At 69.3% G+C, this 17,743-nt stretch carries 7 protein-coding genes; 1 reads left to right on the top strand and 6 read right to left on the bottom strand.

What is annotated here, in order from left to right; translation table 11 throughout:
• Positions 1-57 precede the first annotated feature (57 nt).
• A complete protein-coding gene (locus SR858_RS03815) occupies positions 58-3,105 on the top strand; it encodes a sensor histidine kinase (RefSeq protein WP_019923067.1) in 3,048 nt (1,015 codons plus the stop codon).
• Here SR858_RS03815 and SR858_RS03820 read toward each other — a convergent pair.
• From SR858_RS03820 to SR858_RS03845, 6 genes are all read right to left on the bottom strand, one after another.
• Positions 3,094-5,250 (bottom strand): SWIM zinc finger family protein, encoded by a 2,157-nt coding sequence (locus SR858_RS03820; RefSeq protein WP_019923066.1) that lies wholly within the window; start codon positions 5,248-5,250, stop codon positions 3,094-3,096. The two genes, SR858_RS03815 and SR858_RS03820, sit on opposite strands and share 12 nt — an antisense overlap.
• Positions 5,247-6,431 carry a VWA domain-containing protein gene (locus SR858_RS03825; RefSeq protein ID WP_322534421.1) on the bottom strand — a complete coding sequence of 395 codons (1,185 nt, stop codon included), beginning with the start codon at positions 6,429-6,431 and terminating at the stop codon, positions 5,247-5,249. Before SR858_RS03825 ends, SR858_RS03820 begins: the two co-directional genes overlap by 4 nt.
• The gene (locus SR858_RS03830; protein ID WP_019923064.1) at positions 6,404-9,028 is read right to left on the bottom strand and encodes a DUF5682 family protein; all 2,625 of its coding nucleotides are present in this window, start codon (positions 9,026-9,028) and stop codon (positions 6,404-6,406) included. Before SR858_RS03830 ends, SR858_RS03825 begins: the two co-directional genes overlap by 28 nt.
• The gene (locus tag SR858_RS03835) at positions 9,019-10,116 is read right to left on the bottom strand and encodes an ATP-binding protein (RefSeq protein WP_019923063.1); all 1,098 of its coding nucleotides are present in this window, start codon (positions 10,114-10,116) and stop codon (positions 9,019-9,021) included. The genes SR858_RS03830 and SR858_RS03835 overlap by 10 nt, the downstream gene beginning before the upstream one ends.
• Before the next feature lie 12 nt (positions 10,117-10,128).
• Positions 10,129-13,905 carry a DUF4132 domain-containing protein gene (locus tag SR858_RS03840; protein ID WP_019923062.1) on the bottom strand — a complete coding sequence of 1,259 codons (3,777 nt, stop codon included), beginning with the start codon at positions 13,903-13,905 and terminating at the stop codon, positions 10,129-10,131.
• 89 nt (positions 13,906-13,994) lie between these two features.
• Positions 13,995-17,684 carry a DUF4132 domain-containing protein gene (locus tag SR858_RS03845; protein WP_084670049.1) on the bottom strand — a complete coding sequence of 1,230 codons (3,690 nt, stop codon included), beginning with the start codon at positions 17,682-17,684 and terminating at the stop codon, positions 13,995-13,997.
• Between the last annotated feature and the right edge of the window lie 59 nt (positions 17,685-17,743).

The raw sequence follows: 17,743 nt of genomic DNA on the forward strand, positions 1-17,743 counted from the left end.
GGGATTCTAAATTCCCTGTCGGTCTATAATGCGTGGCCTCCCTCGTCACAACATCACATGGTTCCACTGTCCCTACGCGCACTGCGGCTGGCCGCTCGCCCCGTGCTGCTCCTGCTGGCGCTTGCGCCGGCCATCGGCTACACGACGCCGGCGCCATCGCCGCCGCGGGTCTTCGACAGAGCGCAGGTCGAAGTGCCGGTTGCGCCGTACCGGCAGAGCACCTTGCAGCATGTCGCCTGGCGCAAGCGCGATGGCGCGCCGTCGGCGGCGATCGCCATGGCCCAGGACAGCCGTGGCATGCTGTGGTTTGCCAATTACGAGGGCCTGCACCGGTTTGACGGTGTACGCTTCGACCGCGTCGATGCGGTCGATGGCAACAAACTGCTGGCAACCGATGTATCGGCGGTGGCCGCATATGGCGATGCGCTGTGGGTGGGCTACCGGTTCGGTGGCGCGAGCGTGTTCGAGCACGGCGCGGTAACGCACTACCGCGAGGAGCAAGGCCTGCCGGCGCGTACCACGCAGGAACTGGCCCGCACCCCGGACGGGGTGATGTGGGCGGCGACTTACGTCGGGGTGTTCCGCCGCGATGGCCAGCGGTGGGCCGCCATGGGCGCCGCCGAGGGCATCGCACCGGGCAATTTCAGCCATTTTACGGTGGCGCCCAATGGCGCCTTGCTGGCGTACGGGGATACGGGCCTGTACATCAGGCAGCCGGGCAGCCAGCGCTTCCGGCGCATATCGGGCACATCGAGTACAGCGGGCCTGCCCGCCATCGATAGCGGCGACCTTCGTCCCGACGGCACCATCCTGCTCAAGACCGAGCACCGGGCGTTGTTCATTTTCGATCCCGTCACCGAGGCGGTACGGCCATTGGCGCTGCCGCACTTTACCCGGCAACGGCTGGACGTCTTCCAGAAAATGGACGGCGGGTTATGGATCATGACCCCGCAGGGGTTGTACCAGGTCGATCCCTCGGATCTTGCCCGCAGCGCCTATGCGATTGAAGGCGGCTTCAGTGGCCGCAATATCCACGCCCAGTTCACTGACCGCGAAGGCAATACCTGGCTGACCACGGAAGGTGGCGTGGATCGTCTCAGCCACGGCCGCATCAACCGGCTGGAGTGGGGCGGCGTCCAGACCGCGTTCATGAGCGTACTGGCCGGCGCGCAAGGCGAGTTATGGGTGGGCAGCACGCCAGGCATCATCGGTTTCAACGATACCCTGTACCGGGTTGACCAGGATGGCCGCCGCTTTACCACGCCGATCCACAGCCCGACAGCCAGCGCCCGCGCACCCGATGGCAGCGCGTGGTTCGCGGCAGAGGGCGCGCTGTGGCAGGTTCGCGATGGCCGATATCGGCGCTGGTCATTGCCGAGCGGGCCGGCCAGCATGGCGGTGCAGGCGATGGCGATGGATGGCGACGGCACGTTGTGGCTCTCGATCATCGGTCACGGCATCCATACGTTCAAGGCGGGCGTGTGGGGGCGGCCGGCGGCGCCTGAATTGGCGGCGCGCACGGCGATCTCGCTGTATGCCGACGCACAGGGGCGGCTCTGGTTCGGCTATCCTGAAAACGCCATGGCGGTGCTGTCGGCCGATGGCGCGCTGCGCCAGCTGGGCGCCGGCGAGGGGCTGGCCGCCGGTAATATCCTCGCCATCAACAGCCGTGGCGATCACCTGTGGGTTGGCGGCGACCATGGCTTCGCACACTGGAACGGCAAGCGCTTCGCCATGTTGCGCGATGCGGGCAGCGCCGAATTGTTCGGCGTGTCGGGCATCGTGGAAAACGATGCTGGCGACTTGTGGTTGCATGGCGTGGGCGGACTGGCGCATATCCGTGCGCGCGACGTGGCTGCCGCGCTGGCGAACGGCGCTGCGACGGTGGCGGTGCCCATGGAGCGCTTCGATTACCTCGATGGCTATGGCGGCATCGCCACGCAGCTGCGCCCCATCCCCACGCTGGCGGAAAGCAGCGACGGCCATATCTGGTACGCGTCCAGCTCCTATGTCGGCTGGATCGATCCCCGCCACATCACCCATAATCCGCTGATGCCCACGCCGCAGGTGATCGGGCTGCGCGCGGAAGGCCGTTCCTACCCGCTCAATGGCGCTGCGCGCCTGCCCGCCGGTACCGAAAACATCGAACTCGATTTCACCGCCGCCGTGCTGACCATCCCCGAGCGCGCGCGCTTCCGCTACCGCCTGGTGGGGCTGGAAGATGGCTGGCGCGACGCCGGCACCCGGCGCCAGGCTTTTTATACCAACATGGGGCCGGGCGATTACCGCTTCGAGGTGCTGGCTTCGAACGAGGACGGCGTGTGGAGCACGCGGCCGGCCACGCTCGATGTGGCCATCTCCCCGACGTTCGTGCAGACGCTGTGGTTCAAGCTGCTGTGCGCATTGGTGCTGGCGCTGGCCGGCTATGGCCTGTTTCGCTGGCGCGTGCAGCTGGCGACGGCGCGCGTGGCCGAGCGCATGCAGGCGCGCCTCGACGAGCGCACCCGCATCGCCCGCACCCTGCACGACAGCTTCCTGCAAAGCGTGCAGGCGCTGATCATGCGGTTCGATCGCATCAAGCGTGGCCTCGCCATCAACGATCCGCTGCAGCGCGAAATCGACAACGCGCTCGATACCGCCGACGCGGTGCTGCTGGAAGGGCGCGAACAGGTGTGGGCGCTGCGCTCGGGCGACGACGCGCAACCGGGCTTGCATCGGGCGCTGGAAGAAGCGGCTGGCGCCTGCGGCCAGCAGTACGGCGTGACCGTGCATGTCGAGCAGCAGGGCAAGCCCGTGCCGCTGCCCGACAGTGTGCAGCACGAGGTGCATGCGATTGCGCTCGAGGCGCTGCACAACGCCTGCCGCCATTCCGGCGCGGCCACAGTGCACGTCGTGCTGCGCTATGCGGCGGATGGCGTGCAATTGCACGTGCTCGATGCCGGTTGTGGCATCGACGACCAGGTGCTGGCCAACGGTGCGCCGCACGGCCACTGGGGACTGGCCGGCATGCGCGAGCGCGCGCACCTGGTCAAAGCCGGCTTGCGCATCAGCCGCCGCGCTGGTGGCGGCACCGAGGTGCGCCTTGAGGTACCGCTAACCTCCTAGCTCGGCGCAGGTCAGACACAGGTAGAGCAGGGCGATGCCGCGCTCGGTGTCCGGCTGGTCGAGATAGCGCGCCAGCGCGTCCGCCAGCAGCTCGACGCCGCTTGCGCGCAGGCAGGCGCGCAGCGCGACCAGGCGCTGGCGGTCCGCCCCCGGCACATGCAGTCTGCCGCTCATGGCCTGGTTTTCCAGCAGTTGTTGCATGGCGCCGATCCAGCCGGCGTGGGTGGCGGTCTCGATGGATTCGGCGGGGATGTCGGCTGCCGTTGCGGCAGCCGGCCTGGCGCCGAACAGGCGCGCCAGCCGTTGCAGCAGCGGTGCGCTTCTGGCCGCACTGGCTGGCGCACCTTCATAGTCGAGCGAAACTGCGCGCAGCACGCCGGCCGTTTCGATTATCAATGTCAGCGGTTCGAGCCGGCCGCCCTGCAGGCTGCGCTCATAACGCGCCAGCACCGCGCGGATCGGCGCGCCGTTCGCGACCCAGTCCTCCAGGTTGCCGATGCGCTGATGGTGCACTGGGTCGCACGGCAGTTGCAGCGCCAGCGCCGCGCCGCTGCTGTCGCGCACGGTCCAGTCGAAGGTCTGGCGTGCTTCGTCGAGGCGGGGCGTATCGCAGCGCGCGGGCCTGAGCAGCACGCAGTCGAGCGTCTCCCCGCGCAGGCCGGCGCTGGCGCGCAGGGCATCGGCCAGAATATTCCAGTCGTCGTAGCCGGCGCTGGTCCAGCGCTCGTCATTGGCGCGCCAGGGTGGCTGCACGCTGGCGCGGGTCTCCATGCTCAGGCCCAGGCGCAAGTCGTCGGATACGCGCGCCTGTTCCAGCGTCAGCGCGCCACCGGCCAGCGTGGCCGCCGCGCCTGCGCCTTGCCACAGGCTGGCCGTGCTCCAGGCCAGTTCGCGGTTGAAGTGGCGGTCGGCGTGGTCGCGGCGCGCCAGCACCGCCTGCATCACGCCCTGCGCGGCGGGGTTCCAGAACGCGATACTCAAGCCGCGCGCGCCGCCGCGCTGCTCCCACCAGTGGGCGCCCAGCGGCAGCAGTTCCAGCGCCTGGTTGCCGTCAAAGCTGCGGCGCTCGCGGCCACGCAGCTCGCGCAGAAGGTCTCCCCGCGCAGGTTCCAGCGCGTGGGTGAGGGCGTAGATGCGGGTAGCCAGGCGGATCGCCTGACGCTCGTCGGCGCCCGCATCGCGCTCCACCAGCAAGCTGGCGGTGCCGGCCAGTGTGCGCAGCATGCCGGCCAGGCGCGGGAACGACTCCACCCGCGCCGACGTGGCCAGCGCGCGCAACTGGGCCGGCACGATCTCGCTCACGTGCGACCAGCCGTCCTCGAACGCGGCCAGCACCAGCGCGCGCAGGCGTTCGATGAAGAGTTGCTCGTCGGCGGACAGGCCGGCATCATCATCGAGCGCCGCAGCTGCGGCCGACCTGGACGGCGCCGGCCAGGCGATGGCGCGGCCCTGCTGGCGCCAGACGGCAGCCAGCGCCAGGACGTGCACCGCCGCGCGCGACGCGGCCGGCGCTTCCGACACCATGCCGGCGAAGCCGGCGCCGCCGATGTAGCGGCAGGTGATGTCGAGCGACGGCAGCGTGATCAGCAAGGTGCCGGCGGTGGCGGACAAGGTCACTGGATACTCCGCCGCGTGCAGAGCAGCTGCCTTGCGGGTGGCGGCCAGGCCGGCGGTCTTGAACACGGCGGCAGGCTCCAGCGCCGTTACTTCGGCCAGCAGGCGGCTCAAGGCGTCGATGGCGCTATCGCCCGCACTGGCAGCTGTCGGGTCATTGGCGGCACTGGCGCCGGCGTCCGCTGACGTTCCTGCCGGTGGCGCAACGGCAAGCGGTCCGCTGTCGGCGCCATCTGCTGCATTGGTCATATTGGAGGCACCGGGCTCCGGCGCGGCGTTACGCAGCCAGATGACGGCGGCCAGTATGTGCTTGCATACGCCGGGTGCGGGGCAGTCGCAGCTGGCGCGGGCCGGGCCGCCGGCGTCGATGCGCACCAGTTGTCCGTCCGCGCGCAGCAGGCGGGGCGCAGTTTCCCATGCCACCTTGCCCGCTTCCACGTCCTTGGCGGCACGGCGCACCAGGCCCGTGCTGCCCAGGGCGGCCAGGGTGTCGTCGTCGGTGTTGCGGTAAATATGGAGCCAGTCCGTCACGCCATCACCTCGGCCAGCCATTCGGCGAAATGGGCGGGGGTGAGTGCCGCCACCTCGGCGCCACGCCCGGCCAGGCGCTGCGCCATGGTGTGGTCGTACACCGGTCGCGCCGCTTCATCGAGCGCCGCCAGCCCCAGCACTTTTACGCGTGCTTCGGTCATGCGCTGCACGCTCGCCAGCAGCGGCCCCGGTAGCGCGCCTTCCTCGAAATCGCTGATCAGCGCGATCACTGTACGCTGCGGCGTGCGCACCAGCGTTTCGCAATACTGCATGGCGCGCCCGATGTCGGTGCCGCCGCCCAGTTGCACCGTGAGCAGCAACTGCACCGGGTCCGCCGCCAGGTGAGTGAGGTCCACCACGCTGGTATCGAACACCACCAGTTTTACATTGACAGTGGGCAGGCTGGAAAGGATGCCGGCCACCACCGCGCTGTACATCACCGAATCGAGCATCGATGCGCTCTGGTCCACGCACAGGATCACGTCCCACGGCAGGTGGCGCTTTACCCGCGCATTGAAGATCGGCCGCGCGATCAGCAGCCGGCCGCTGGCCAGGTCGTAGTGGCGCAGGTTGGCGGCGATGGTGGCGCGCCAGTCGAAGTTCTGCGCGCTGGGCATGTGCGAACGGCGAAACCGGTTGCGCCGGCCTACCAGTGCGTTGACGAACTGCGGCCGCAGGCGCCGCGTGATCTCCTCGACCACCTGGCGGATCACGTCCTGCACGGCGTCGCGCATCTGCGCGCTCATGCGTCCGCGCATTCCGAGCAGGGTACGCGCCAGCGCCTGGTTCGGCTCCAGCGACCGCAGCACGTCCGGGTCCTGCAGCAGTTCGGCCAACTGGTATTTTTCCACCGCGTGCTGCTGGATGCGCTCGAACACGTCCTGCGGGAACAGCGTGCGGGTGCGCTGCAACCAGTCCACCGCCCTGATCGCGCTGGGGTCGAGCGAGCCGCCGCTGCCCGGGGTGCGCAGCAGGCCGCGCCCCTGGTACTCGCGGCCGTACAGGTAGTCGAGCGCGTGGTCGATCTGCTGGTCGTGCGGATTCATGGCGGCGCTGTTGGGCTGGCCGGCGTAGCGGCCCAGGATCAGGCGCCAGCGGCGCAGCAGTTCGGGGTCGCTGCCGCTGTCGTTGTGCTGGTCGTTCATGGTGTCGGTCATGATGTGGCCTCGGTGGTCAGCCATGCAGCCAGCCCGTCGTGCGCCACGCTGGCGGCAAGTCGTGCTTGCAGCGCCACGCCGGCCAGCAGGTCGGCCTCGGTGGCGGCGTAGTGGGTTTCGGCCAGGGTCAGTTGCTGCGTACCGGCCAGCGCCTCGGCCAGGTGCGCCGTCTCCTGCGGCTTGAGCAGGGTGAATGCCTGGCGCAGGTCGGGCAGAAAGGCGATGAATGTCTGCTCGTCCCAGCCGGCCACGATGGCGCTCACCTGGGCGCGCAGGCCGGCCTGGGTGAGCAGCAGCTCCGGCGCCACCGCCATCAGGCCGGCCAAAGCGCGCACGGCGTCGCCGGGCAGGGCGCCGGGGCCGAAGCTCGCTTGCAGCATCGCCGCCAGTTCGGTATCGGTCCAGGCGCCGTCGATGAACAGCGTGGCGGCAGCGGCGCTGCGCACGCCGGGCGCGCCGTCGATGGCCGTGGTCAGCGCCTGCAACTGGCGTTGCCAGATGCTGGTATGGCGCGGCGCGGGCGCACTCGCTGCCGGGATGCCGGTCACCGTGATCCCGGCCGCCGGAGCGCTGACCGCCGGGTCGCCGGCCGCTGGACCGTCAGCCACTGGGATGCCGGCTGCTGGAGATTCAGCCGCCGGAGCGCCGGCCGCCGGATCGCCGGCCGCCGGATCGCCGGCCGCCGGATCATCTGCCAACTGGCGCAAGGCGCCGTGCAGCGTGCGCAGGGTGCGCAGGTGGCCGATGGCGGCCGCTTCGTCTTCCGGCTTGGCCTGCGCCAGTTGCGGTACCAGGTACAGCGCGGTGTTCCACGCTTGCAGCAGCAGTGCGCGCAGTTGCGGATGCTCCTGCAATCCCAGCGGCTCCCGTCCGCGCCAGAGCAGCAGCAGCCGGTGGCTGCACGTGATCACCGAGGCGGCGTTGCTGTCCTCGTCGAGCAGGTCGGCGACCAGTTGCAGCAGCGACGGCAGTTGCTGGTGCAGGCCGATCACGCAGGCGCGCGTGAGCAGGCTGACCGCCGCCGACGCCGAGCGGCCCTGGCCTTGCGCCGCCAGCGCGGCCTGGTCGCGGCGCAACCGCGCCATGGCGACCGCATGCAAGGTGGCGCCCAGCGGCGAATATTCGATCAGGCGCGCCTCCACCAGCGGGCTCCAGGCCACGCGCCACTCTTCCATCAGGAGTTCGAGCGAGCTGCCGCCGATGAAGTCCGGGCCCGATTGCCACCGCGCCAGGCCCGTGTCGAGATACGCCATCAGGTGCAGGAAGCGGCTGCGCGCACGGTGGCGGTCCTTGCGGTACAGGTCCAGGCGCACGGTGCGCGCGGTGCTGTCGCCGAGGTTGATGCGCATGTGCGCGGCTGTGCGGCGTGCGTCTTCAAGCAATGGCGGCGAGCCGGCCGACGGCGGAATGTCGCCTATTTTGCTGCCGCCGAGGTAGCGGTGGATGTCGGCCGCCATGCCGGTGGTGCCGTCGTCGATGGCGCCCTTGATGAAGCACGAACGTACGGCGTCGAGCAGGTCTTGCCGGCCCGGTCCCGCGTGGCCGCGCAGGTCGGCCAGGCGCACCGCCTGCACCACCGCTGCCTGCACGCCTGCCGTGGAAATCTGCTCGGAGAGTCCCAGTTCGCGGCTGATGCGCGCCAGGCCGGTGAGGCAATTGGCGGCCACGTCGGCCAGCAGCGGGCCGTCCGCGGTGGCGTTGGCGCTCTCCCACACGCGCTGGTAATACGCCGGCGACGGCATGCCGGAGGCGTAGCCGCTCAGGGCGTCGAGCCGGTCGAAGCTGTAGCGGATCAGCCAACTGCCCAGGCGCTTGCCAGCGCCGCTGTCTCTCACCGCTGGCGCCGTTTCCGGTGCATGCAGCATGCGTTGCAGCGCCGTCGTGTGAAAGCCGCCGGTCACCACCACGATCGGGCCATCGACCCTGGCGCGCCAGGCGCGCAGGTGCGCGGCCATGTGGCGTTCACGCGGCAGGCTGCCCTCGGCTTCCAGCACGGCCGGCTCGTAATCGTTGCGCGCCATGGCGCAGTAGGCGTGGACGTCGGCGAACAACTGTCGCCAGTCGCGCAGGGCGGCGCCGTCGCGCAGCTCGAACAGGTGGTCCCACAATTCGTCCTGGTCGCGGCAACCGGTGCGCGCGGCCAGCGCCTTCAGGTAATCGCTGTGGGCCAGGTAACGCTCCGACATCAGGTTGCCGATGTCCTCATCGTCGTCGCTGTCGTTGCGGTCGTAGCTGGCGTCGTCGGGGCGCCACGGGCAGTCGATAAAAGCCAGTTGCGCACCGGCCGCGCGGCCTTCGTGCAGCGCCACCCATTCCGGGCTGTAGTCGCAGAAAGGGTAGAACACCGAACGCGCCGCGTCGGGATCGTCCCTGCCGGTGGGCGCCGTGGCCTGGGCCAGGATCGCCACCGGCGGCCGGGTGGCGGCATCGAGCAGCAGCGGCAGCAGCGTGTCGAAGTCGTCCGGCCCCTCGATCAGCACGGCGGCGGGGCGCACTTCGCGGATCAGCGCCTGCACCGCCAGCGCGCAGGCCGGGCTGTGGTGGCGGATCGGTGCGAAATGGACGCCGTCGATCGATAGCGGCGCCAGCGCCGCCAGCGCGGGCGCCGGTGCTATGGCCACAGGCTGCGCGCGGCGTCGCAGAACGCCTTCCAGTTGCTGTCGCGCCGCGCCCGTTCGCGCGCCACGGTATCGAAATAATGCTGCACGCGTTTGAGGTCGTCGGCATTGTCCTTGAGGACCACGCCTTGCAACTGGTTGGCGATCTCGCGCGGCGTCAATTGGCCGTTGCCGAAATAGGTGGCCTCCAGCGCGGCGGCGTAGGCGACGTTGACCGCTTCGGCGGTGGACATCACTGTGTCCGGCGTCTTGATGGCCGTGCCTTCGCGCGTCTGACCGGCGCGCAGTTCCTGGAACGTGGTCACCAGGAGGGCGACGATGTCGCGCTCCACCCGCACCTGGGCGCCGAGGCCGGCGCCGTCCAGGTCGCGTTTCACCTGCTGCATCACCAGCTCCACCTCGAAGTCGTGATCGCGGATCGGCCGCACGGTCTCGAAATTGAAGCGGCGCTTGAGCGCGGACGACATCTCGTGCACGCCGCGGTCGCGAAGGTTGGCGGTGGCGATGACGTTGAAGCCGCGCTGCGCATGCACGCGCGCCTGCTCGCCCAGTTCCGGCACCATGATCTGCTTTTCCGACATCAGCGAAATCATCACGTCCTGGATCTCGGGCGGGCAACGCGTGATTTCCTCGAAGCGCACGATGCGCCCGGCCACCATGGCCTGGTACAGCGGCGACGGCACCATGGCGCGCAGGCTCGGGCCTTCGGCCAGCAGCAGCGCGTAGTTCCACGAATACTTGATGTGGTCTTCGGTGGTGCCGGCCGTGCCCTGGATGGTGAGCGCCGAATCGCCGCTGATGGCCGCACTGAGTAATTCCGAGAGCAGTGATTTGGCGGTGCCCGGCTCGCCCACCAGCATCAGGCCCTGGTGGCCCATCAAGGTGACGATGGCGCGGTCCACCAGCGGGTCGTCGCCGTAGAACTTGCGGCCCACGTCCAGCGCCGCATCGCCGAGGATGAAGCGGCGCACCGCGCGCGGGGACAGGCGCCAGCCAGCGGGACGCTGGTCTTTGTCGGCCGCGCGCAGGCGCTCGAGTTCTTCGCGATAGCGCAGTTCGGCGCTGGCGCGCAGTATGGTTGGTTCAGTCATTGCATTCCTTGGTTACCACGGCGTTTTCTTTTCCCAGTCCGGGTCGAAGCCGGTGCACGCGGCGGCCACCGCGAGGTAGTCGCCGTAGGCTTCGGCCAGCAGCACCGGCGGCACTTGCGCCAGTGGCACCGTGCTGTAGTCGTAGCGGTGCGCGCCTTGGCGGCGGAACGAGAGCGACTTGAGCACGGCGGTGATATTTTCCTCGGGCAGGCTATTGCCCGAAAATTCGATCACCACGGCCAGGCTGCTGGCCGCGAAGTCCTTGTGATAGTCGAAGAAAACGCCGCCGTCTTCCGCCGCGCCGCGCTGGTAGCCACGTTTGGCGAAGGCGCCGCGCAGGGTGAAACTGTCGGACAGCCAGCCCAGGCGGTCGTCGATTGTGTTGCCGTCGCTTTTTGTCGGCAGCGCATGCGTCATCTGCGCGAACAACGGCGTCAGCTTGTAGTCCTTGCAATGCGCGGTCCAGGCGGCAGCGGCGGCCGCCGGCAGCAGCGCGCCATGCGCCAGGCGTACCTGCGCCGCGTCATCGAGGTCGATGTCGTCGTCGTCGGCGTCGATCAGGCTGCCGTCCTCGGTGGGGCGGAAGCAGCGCGTGACCTCCAGGCCTGCGCCATCGACGGCTACTTCTTCCCACACCAGCTGCTGCACCAGGCGCCCGACCACCGGGTGGCGCAGCAGGTACTGGCGCCACTCGGCGGCGGGCCAGCGGCGGCCGGCGCACATGGCCTCGTACAGGCGGCTGGTCTGCATGTCCACCACCTGTTTCACTTCCTTCTTGCAGGCGGCGAACTGCTGTTTGGCTTCCTTGATGGCGTCCGCATCGTCGTCCTGGCGCGGCGCCGGCAGTGCGGCCACCGTTTTGCCTTCCTCGTTCCGCAGCACCGGCTTGAGGGCTGCGTCGAGCGAGACGGTAAATACGCGGCTGCCATATTGCAGCGCCATGCGGCCGCTGTCATCGAGGCCGCCGGTGGGCACAGTGCGGTCGGCCAGCTCGTCCTGGGTCCAGCCATTGCGGTCGGCGATGCGCTGCACCAGCATGCGCGCCTTTTCCTGCACCGACGCCGTGCGGTAACGGCGCGCGATACCGAGCGCGAACTGGATCACGGCGCCGTCGTTGGAGCCGCAGGCCGCCTCCAGCAGCGCTTCGACCTGGGCGCGGCGCTGGTAGTGGTCGCGCATGTACTGCTGGATGGCGCCCACCAGCTGTGCGCCCGGCACGCAGGCCACCAGCGCCAGCATGCCCTTCTCGTTGATGGCCGTGCCCAGGTACTCGCTCATTTTCTCGCGCTTGAGCTGGTCGTACAGCTGGGCGCGCATCTGTTCGAGGGTGAGCCTGGCCTGGCCCGCGTAAGCCTCGGGATAGCGCTTGACGGAGGCGAGATAGTTCTGGTAGTGCCGGTCCACACTGGCATCGACGTCGGCGTTGAGGTCTTCCAGCGGCGGACGCGCGGTGTCGCGCGCGATGAACTGGTGCAGCAGCAGCGTGCCCAGGGCGGCGGCCGACGGCCTGGATAACAGGCCCAGGTAGCGCTCCAGCAGGGCATTGCCACCCGGTTCCTTGAGCTTGCAGGCCAGGATCACCCACCAGCGGATGATCTCTGCCTCAACCGGTGTACCGTCGGCCCAGGTGCAGGCCGGCAGGCTGTCGAGATCGAGCCATGCCATGCTGGCCGGCGGCTTGGCCTTGAGGCCTTTGCGCGCCTGCGCCAGCAGTTTTTCCGGCGCCAGGTAGGTGGCGATATCCACGCCCAGTTGTTCGAGCGCGGTCATTATGGCGGCGCTGGCGGTTTCGCGGGTTTCCTTGTCGAGCGCTGCCTGCAGGGGCGGGATGCCGGCGCGGTAGTCGAGCGCGGCCAGCCAGCGTGCCGCTTCGATGCGCAGCTCCTGTTTACCCGATTGCAGGGCATCCACCACGCGCTTGCCGATGTCGGGCATGCGCGCCATGACCTGGCGGGCGGCTGCGCGGTGCGTCTTGCTGTCGCCCAGCGCCAGTTCCATCAGCGTGGGTACCCAGCGCGGCGGGATCACGGGGAAGGTGGCCAGCACCGCCAGCGTGCAGCCCACGTCGTGCGAGTAGCGGTCGAGATTGGACGGCGCCAGCCCGAGACCGATATCGATCAGCTCCGGATGCTCGGCAAACAGCGGCCACACGCGGTCGGCCGGCAGTTGATCGAGCAGGGCCGAGCCGCCGTGCGGCCGCAGCAGACTGGCGCCAAAGGCGCGGACGTCGCCGCCGCATTGACCCACCAGCGACATCAACTGGCGCAGATCCACCCGGCTCCGGTCCTGCCGCCGCAGCCAGTTCTGGAACAGCGGCCGGGTCCACAAGCCCCAGTAATTGAACCCGCTGTCGACGGTCAGACGCAGGACTTGCAGCAAGCCGAAGTCGGCGCGCGCCTCCAGGCGTCCGTTCAACTCCAGCGTGGCCATGAGATCGCGGTCGGCCAGCAGCGCGCGGGCCCGCTCGCCGCCCTTGCCGCCTTGGCCGCTTTGACCATTCGCGGCCAGGATCGCGTCGCGCAGCATGCCGTCGTCCAGCTTGCGGTAGCGGGCGTACTTTTCCTGCGCAAATTTGTAGGGATGGGTGCGGTCACGGTTGGCGGCAATTTCCTGTTCCGCGCCGGTGTGGTAGCGTTCGAGCAGTTCGAGCCGGTTCTGCCGCAGCAGCTCAAGGGCGTCCTCGCCCAGCACCTCGGTGGGCGGTGGCGGCAGCGGCGGCGGCTCCGGCAGCGACAGTTCGCCGGCATCGGTGGCTGCGCCTAGGCGCGACAGCGCCGCCTGGATCGCCTGCTGCACCGTTTTGCCGGCTTCCTGCGCCAGCGCCGCCTCCAGCACCGGCCGCGCGGCCTCGCCCTGGGTACGTGCCAGCAGGTCGGCGGCGTTGGCGCGTTCGCCGGTGCGGCCGCCAGCCAGCAGTTCGGCCAGCGCCGCCAGCGCGGCGGGTTGGGCGATGCTGTCCATCAGGGGGATGGCTGCTGCGCGCACGGTCTTGCTGTCGCCTGCGGCCATGGTGATGATGAGTGTCTCGAAGGCAGCCAACAGCGCCGGGTGGCTGCCCAGGCGCTTGAGCAGCTGGATGCGGCCGACCGCCGACAGCGTGCGGCCGGCCGCTGCCACCTCGGCGGGATGGGCCAGCATGTAGTCGTCGAGCAGGCCGGGCGCGAGCAGCGGCAGGTAGATACGGTCCTGGTGATAGCTTTCGATGCCGCTGCGCTCGAAAACGATCGACAGCACCGGTATTGCGCAGCGACTGTCGTCCGCCAGCAGGGCGGCCAGCAGCGCGACTGTCCATGCCGGTCGTAGTTCCGGCGTGATGTCGGACCTGCCGATGTTACGGGGGGCGGTGTTCCACAGCGCGTCGTTGAGCAGGGTTTGCAGCCAGTCGGGCAGACCGTCCATAGGGCGGCTCAGGTGCTGCGCCTGGCCGGCTGCCGCCAGCACCTGCCCCAGCCGCACCAGCATGGCGACCTGTTCCGGTTCGCCGGTCACGCGCTGGTACAGGCTGGCGCGCGCGCGCAGGCTGGCCGTGGCGGCCTCCGTTGCGCCGGCCTGCGATTGCGCGCGGCCGCCATACACCCAGCCGATCAAACCCGGATTGCCCAGCGCTTCGAACGGCAAGCCGCCGAGCGCCGCCAGTGCCGTCAGCACGGATGGATCGTCGCCGCTGGCGACGAAGTTGGCCGCCCGGGTGGTCAGCGTTTTGTCGGTCAGGTCCAGGCCGGCCAGGCCGCTGCGGATCAGGGCCAGGTCCGAACTCAGTGCAAGGCGTGCGGTGCCGAGGGCATCCATTATCTTTTTTAACATTGGCGAACAGGCAAATCAAACGAACCGCATGCTGACATGAATCCCCGTTTTCGGCAAATCGAGGTCGGCCCGGTTCACTCCCACCGCACCTTCTTTTGCCAGTCCGGATCGAAGCCCGCGCAAGCTGCCGCCACCGCGTGGTAGTCGGCCCAGACTTCGGCCAGCAGCGCCGGCGGCAACTGCCGCAGTGGTATCTCGCCACCGCCATAGCGGTGCTGACCCAGCTTGCGCACGCCCAGCGTTTTGAGCGCGGCCGGATCGTTTTCGCCGGACAGCGCACTGCCGCTGATCTGGATGCCCACGTACAGGCCGGCGCTCTCGAACTCCTTGTAATACTCGAAGAAAACCGGACCGTGCTCGGGCGGGGCGCTGCGGTAGCCGCGCCTGGTGAACGCGCTGCGCAGCTTGAAGCTGTCGGCGAGCCAGCCGAGGCGGTCGTCGATGACGCTGCCCTCCGGCACCGCCGCCACCGGCAGCGCGTGCGCCAGCTGCGCGAACAATGGCGTGACCTTGTAGTCTTTCAGGTGCGCGGCCCAGGCAGCGGCATCTGGTGCGTCGAGCAGCACGCGGTGCGCCAGGCGTATGCCGGCGCCCTCGGCGAGCGCAAACTCATTGTCGTCCACGTCGATCAGGCTGCCGTCCTCGGTGGGCCGGAAGGTACGTGCTGGCACCGTATCGGATGGCATCTGCTGCCACACCAGCCGCTGCGCCAGCCGGCCCACCAGCGCATGCTGTTGCAGGTAGGTGCGCCAGTCGGCTGCCGGCCACACGCGGCCGGTGCACATGGCTTCGTACAGGCGGCCGGTCTGCAAGGTCACTACCTGTTTCACTTCCTTCTTGCAGGCGCCCAGCAGCTGTTTGGCTTCCCTGGCCGCATCGGCATCGTCGTCCTGGCGCGGTACGGGCAGGGCGGCCATCACCTTGCCGTCGGCGTTGCGCAGCACGGGCTTGAGGTCGGCGTCGAGCGTGACCGTAAACTGGCGGCTGCCGAACGACAGCGCCAGCGTGCCGCTGTCATCGAGGCCGCCGGTGGGCACGGTGCGGTCGGCCAGCTGGTCGCGAGTCCAGCCGTTGCGGTCGGCGATGCGCTGCACCAGCGTGCGCGCTTTTTCCTGCACCGACGTCGTGCGGTGGCGCCGGGCCACGGCCAGCATCAGCTGGATCACGGCCGTGTCGTCGATGTTGCTGGCAGATTCCAGCAGTGATTCGATGATCGCGCGGCGCAGGTAGTGGTCGCGCATATAGTCCTGGATGATGCCCGCATACTCGCGGCCCGGTACGCCGGAGGTCAGCGCCAGCAAGCCTTTTTCGTAAATCGCGGTGCCGAAATAGCCGGCCAGCTTTTCGCGTTTGAGTTCTTCGTATACCTGCTCCGGCGTGGGCATATCCATGCCCCAGTTGTCGTAGTAGGCCTGGTAGTTTCGCAGTCGCTGGGCGACATTGGCTTCAGCCCACGTCATGGCTTCCTGCAGCGATGGCACCCGGGTGTCGTGACCGATGAACCGGTGCAGCAGCCAGCGGCCCAGCGTCGCGCGCGCTTCCGGCGCCAGCAGCGACAGATAGCGCTCCAGCAGGGGATTGCCGGCCGGTTCCTTGAGCTTGCACGCGAACACCACCCACCAGCGGATGATCTCGGCCGCCACCGGCGTGCCGTCGCGCCAGGCGCATGGCGGCAGGGCGTCGAGGTCGAGCCAGGCCAGGCCGGCGGGCAGCCTGGCCTTGAGGCCCTTGCGCGCCTTCGCCAGCAGCTTGTCGGGCGAGAGGTGGGTGGCGATGTCCTCGCCCAGCGCTTCGAGCGCACCGAGCATGGCGGCGCTGGCTGCTTCGCGGATTTCCTTGTTCAGCGCCGCCTGCAGCGCCGGTAGCGCAGCGCGGTCGCCGAGTGCGCCCAGCCAGCGCGCCGCTTCGATGCGCACTTCCTGCTGATTCGATCCCAGCGCTTCGCTCACGCGGGCGACGATGTCCGGCACCCGGGCCAGCGCCTGCTGGATGGCGGCGCGGTCGGTTTTGCCCGTGCCCAGCGCCAGTTCCAGCAGGCGTGGCAGCCAGCGCGCGGGCATGACCGGGAACGTGGCCAGCACGGACAGCGTGTTGACCACGCTCGGCGTATAAAAATACGTGGCCGGATCGAGCGGCGGCGCCAGCCCCAGGCCGATGTCGATCAGTTCCGTGCGTTCGGCGAACACCGGCCACACGCGGCCGGCCGGCAGCATCTGCTGCGGCGAGTGATCGTCGTTCCAGTACAGGCAGGTCAGCGGCAGGTGCAGGCCGTTGGCGCCGCTGGCGTCGATGATCGCCACCAGTTGGCGCAGATCGACCTGGGGCTGGTCCTGCTGCGCGAACCAGGCTCGGAACAACGGATGGCGCCAGATGCTGCCGCCTTCGCGCCGGGTGGCCGTCAGCCGGCGCAGCAATTGCGCCAGGCCGAAGTCGGCGCGCGCCGCCAGCAGGCCCCGGTAGTCGAGCACCGTGTCCACCGCCGGCATGGCCAGGGCGGCCAGCGGCGCCTGGCCATTGAGCGCTTGCACCGCCTGGCGCAGGTGCTCGCCGGTGACGGTGCTGTAAAGCGCCAGGGCGCGCTGGGAGTAGTCGGACTGGTACTCGCGGTCGCGGTTTTTTTCGATTTCCTCTGCCGCATCGAGGCGTGCCTGTGCCAGCAGCGCCGCGTGGTTGGCCTGCAGCAGCTCGGCCGCGTCGTCGGCCAGCACCTCGTGCGGGGCCGGCGGCAGCGGCGGGGGCGCCGGCAACTCCGGTGGCTGTGCCGTGGCGGCGGGTGTCAGGCGGCCCAGCGCGGCGCGGATCGCCTGCGCGGCGGCCTTGCCGGTGGTATCGGCCAGCGCCGCCTCCAGCTCGGCGCGGGCGGCGTCGCCATGCAGGCGTGCCAGCAGGTCGGCGGCGTGGCCCACTTCCGTACTGCGGCTGCTGCGCAGCATGGTGGCCAGCAAGGGGCGGAGCCGGTCGCGGTCGATGGCGTCGAGCATCTGCGCGGCGGCAGTGCGCACGACCTTGCTGCTGTCGAGGGCCTGCCGCAGCAGCAGTTCGGCGAACGGCGCCAGCAACGGCGGGTGGCTGCCCAGGCGCTTGACCAGCATGACCCGTCCTGCCACTGGCAGCGCGGGCGCCAGCGCCGCCACTTCGGCGACGTGGGCCAGCAGGTAGTCGTCCAGCGCACCGGGGGCCAGCAACTGGCGCAGTACCATGTCAGCGTGGTAGGGATGAAGTTCGCGCCGCTCGAACACGATCGGCAGCAGCAGCGTTTGGGGCTGGCCGTCGTCGGCCAGCAGCGCCGCTACCAAGGTGACGTTCCAGGCCGCGCGGTCCTCGGGGCCGCTGGTGCGGCGCTCCCAGTCGAACGTACCGCCAAGGGCGTCGTTGAGCAGGTATTGCAGCCACGCGGGCGTGGCCGGCGCCGTGCGCACAAGCAGTTGCAGCTGGTCGGCCGCTGCCAGTACCTTGCCCAGGCGGACCAGCATGGCTATGCAGGCCGGCTCCAGTGTTGTAGCGCGATACAGCTGGTGGCGGCCGCCAAGGCTGGCCTGCGATGCTTGATGGAAGCCGACTGGCGTACCGATCATCGCGTTCCCGGCGAGGTGGCCCGGGTAGCCAAGCGCAGCGCCGGCAGTGCCAGGTGTACCGGGCAGGGTCGCCAGGTGGGCCAGCACGGCCGCGTCGTCGCCGCTGGCGGCATACCGGGCGGCGCGCTGCGCCAGGCCGGTTTCTATCAGGTCCAGGCCGGTCAATCCGGCTTGCAATAATGTGAGCATTGACGTGGCATCAGGGTTGGTAGTTGCCTATTTTGCCATGCGGACCACGCGACTGGGGC

Origin of the sequence: Duganella zoogloeoides (assembly GCF_034479515.1) — a bacterium.
GTDB classification, from domain to species: Bacteria; Pseudomonadota; Gammaproteobacteria; order Burkholderiales; family Burkholderiaceae_D; genus Rugamonas; species Rugamonas zoogloeoides.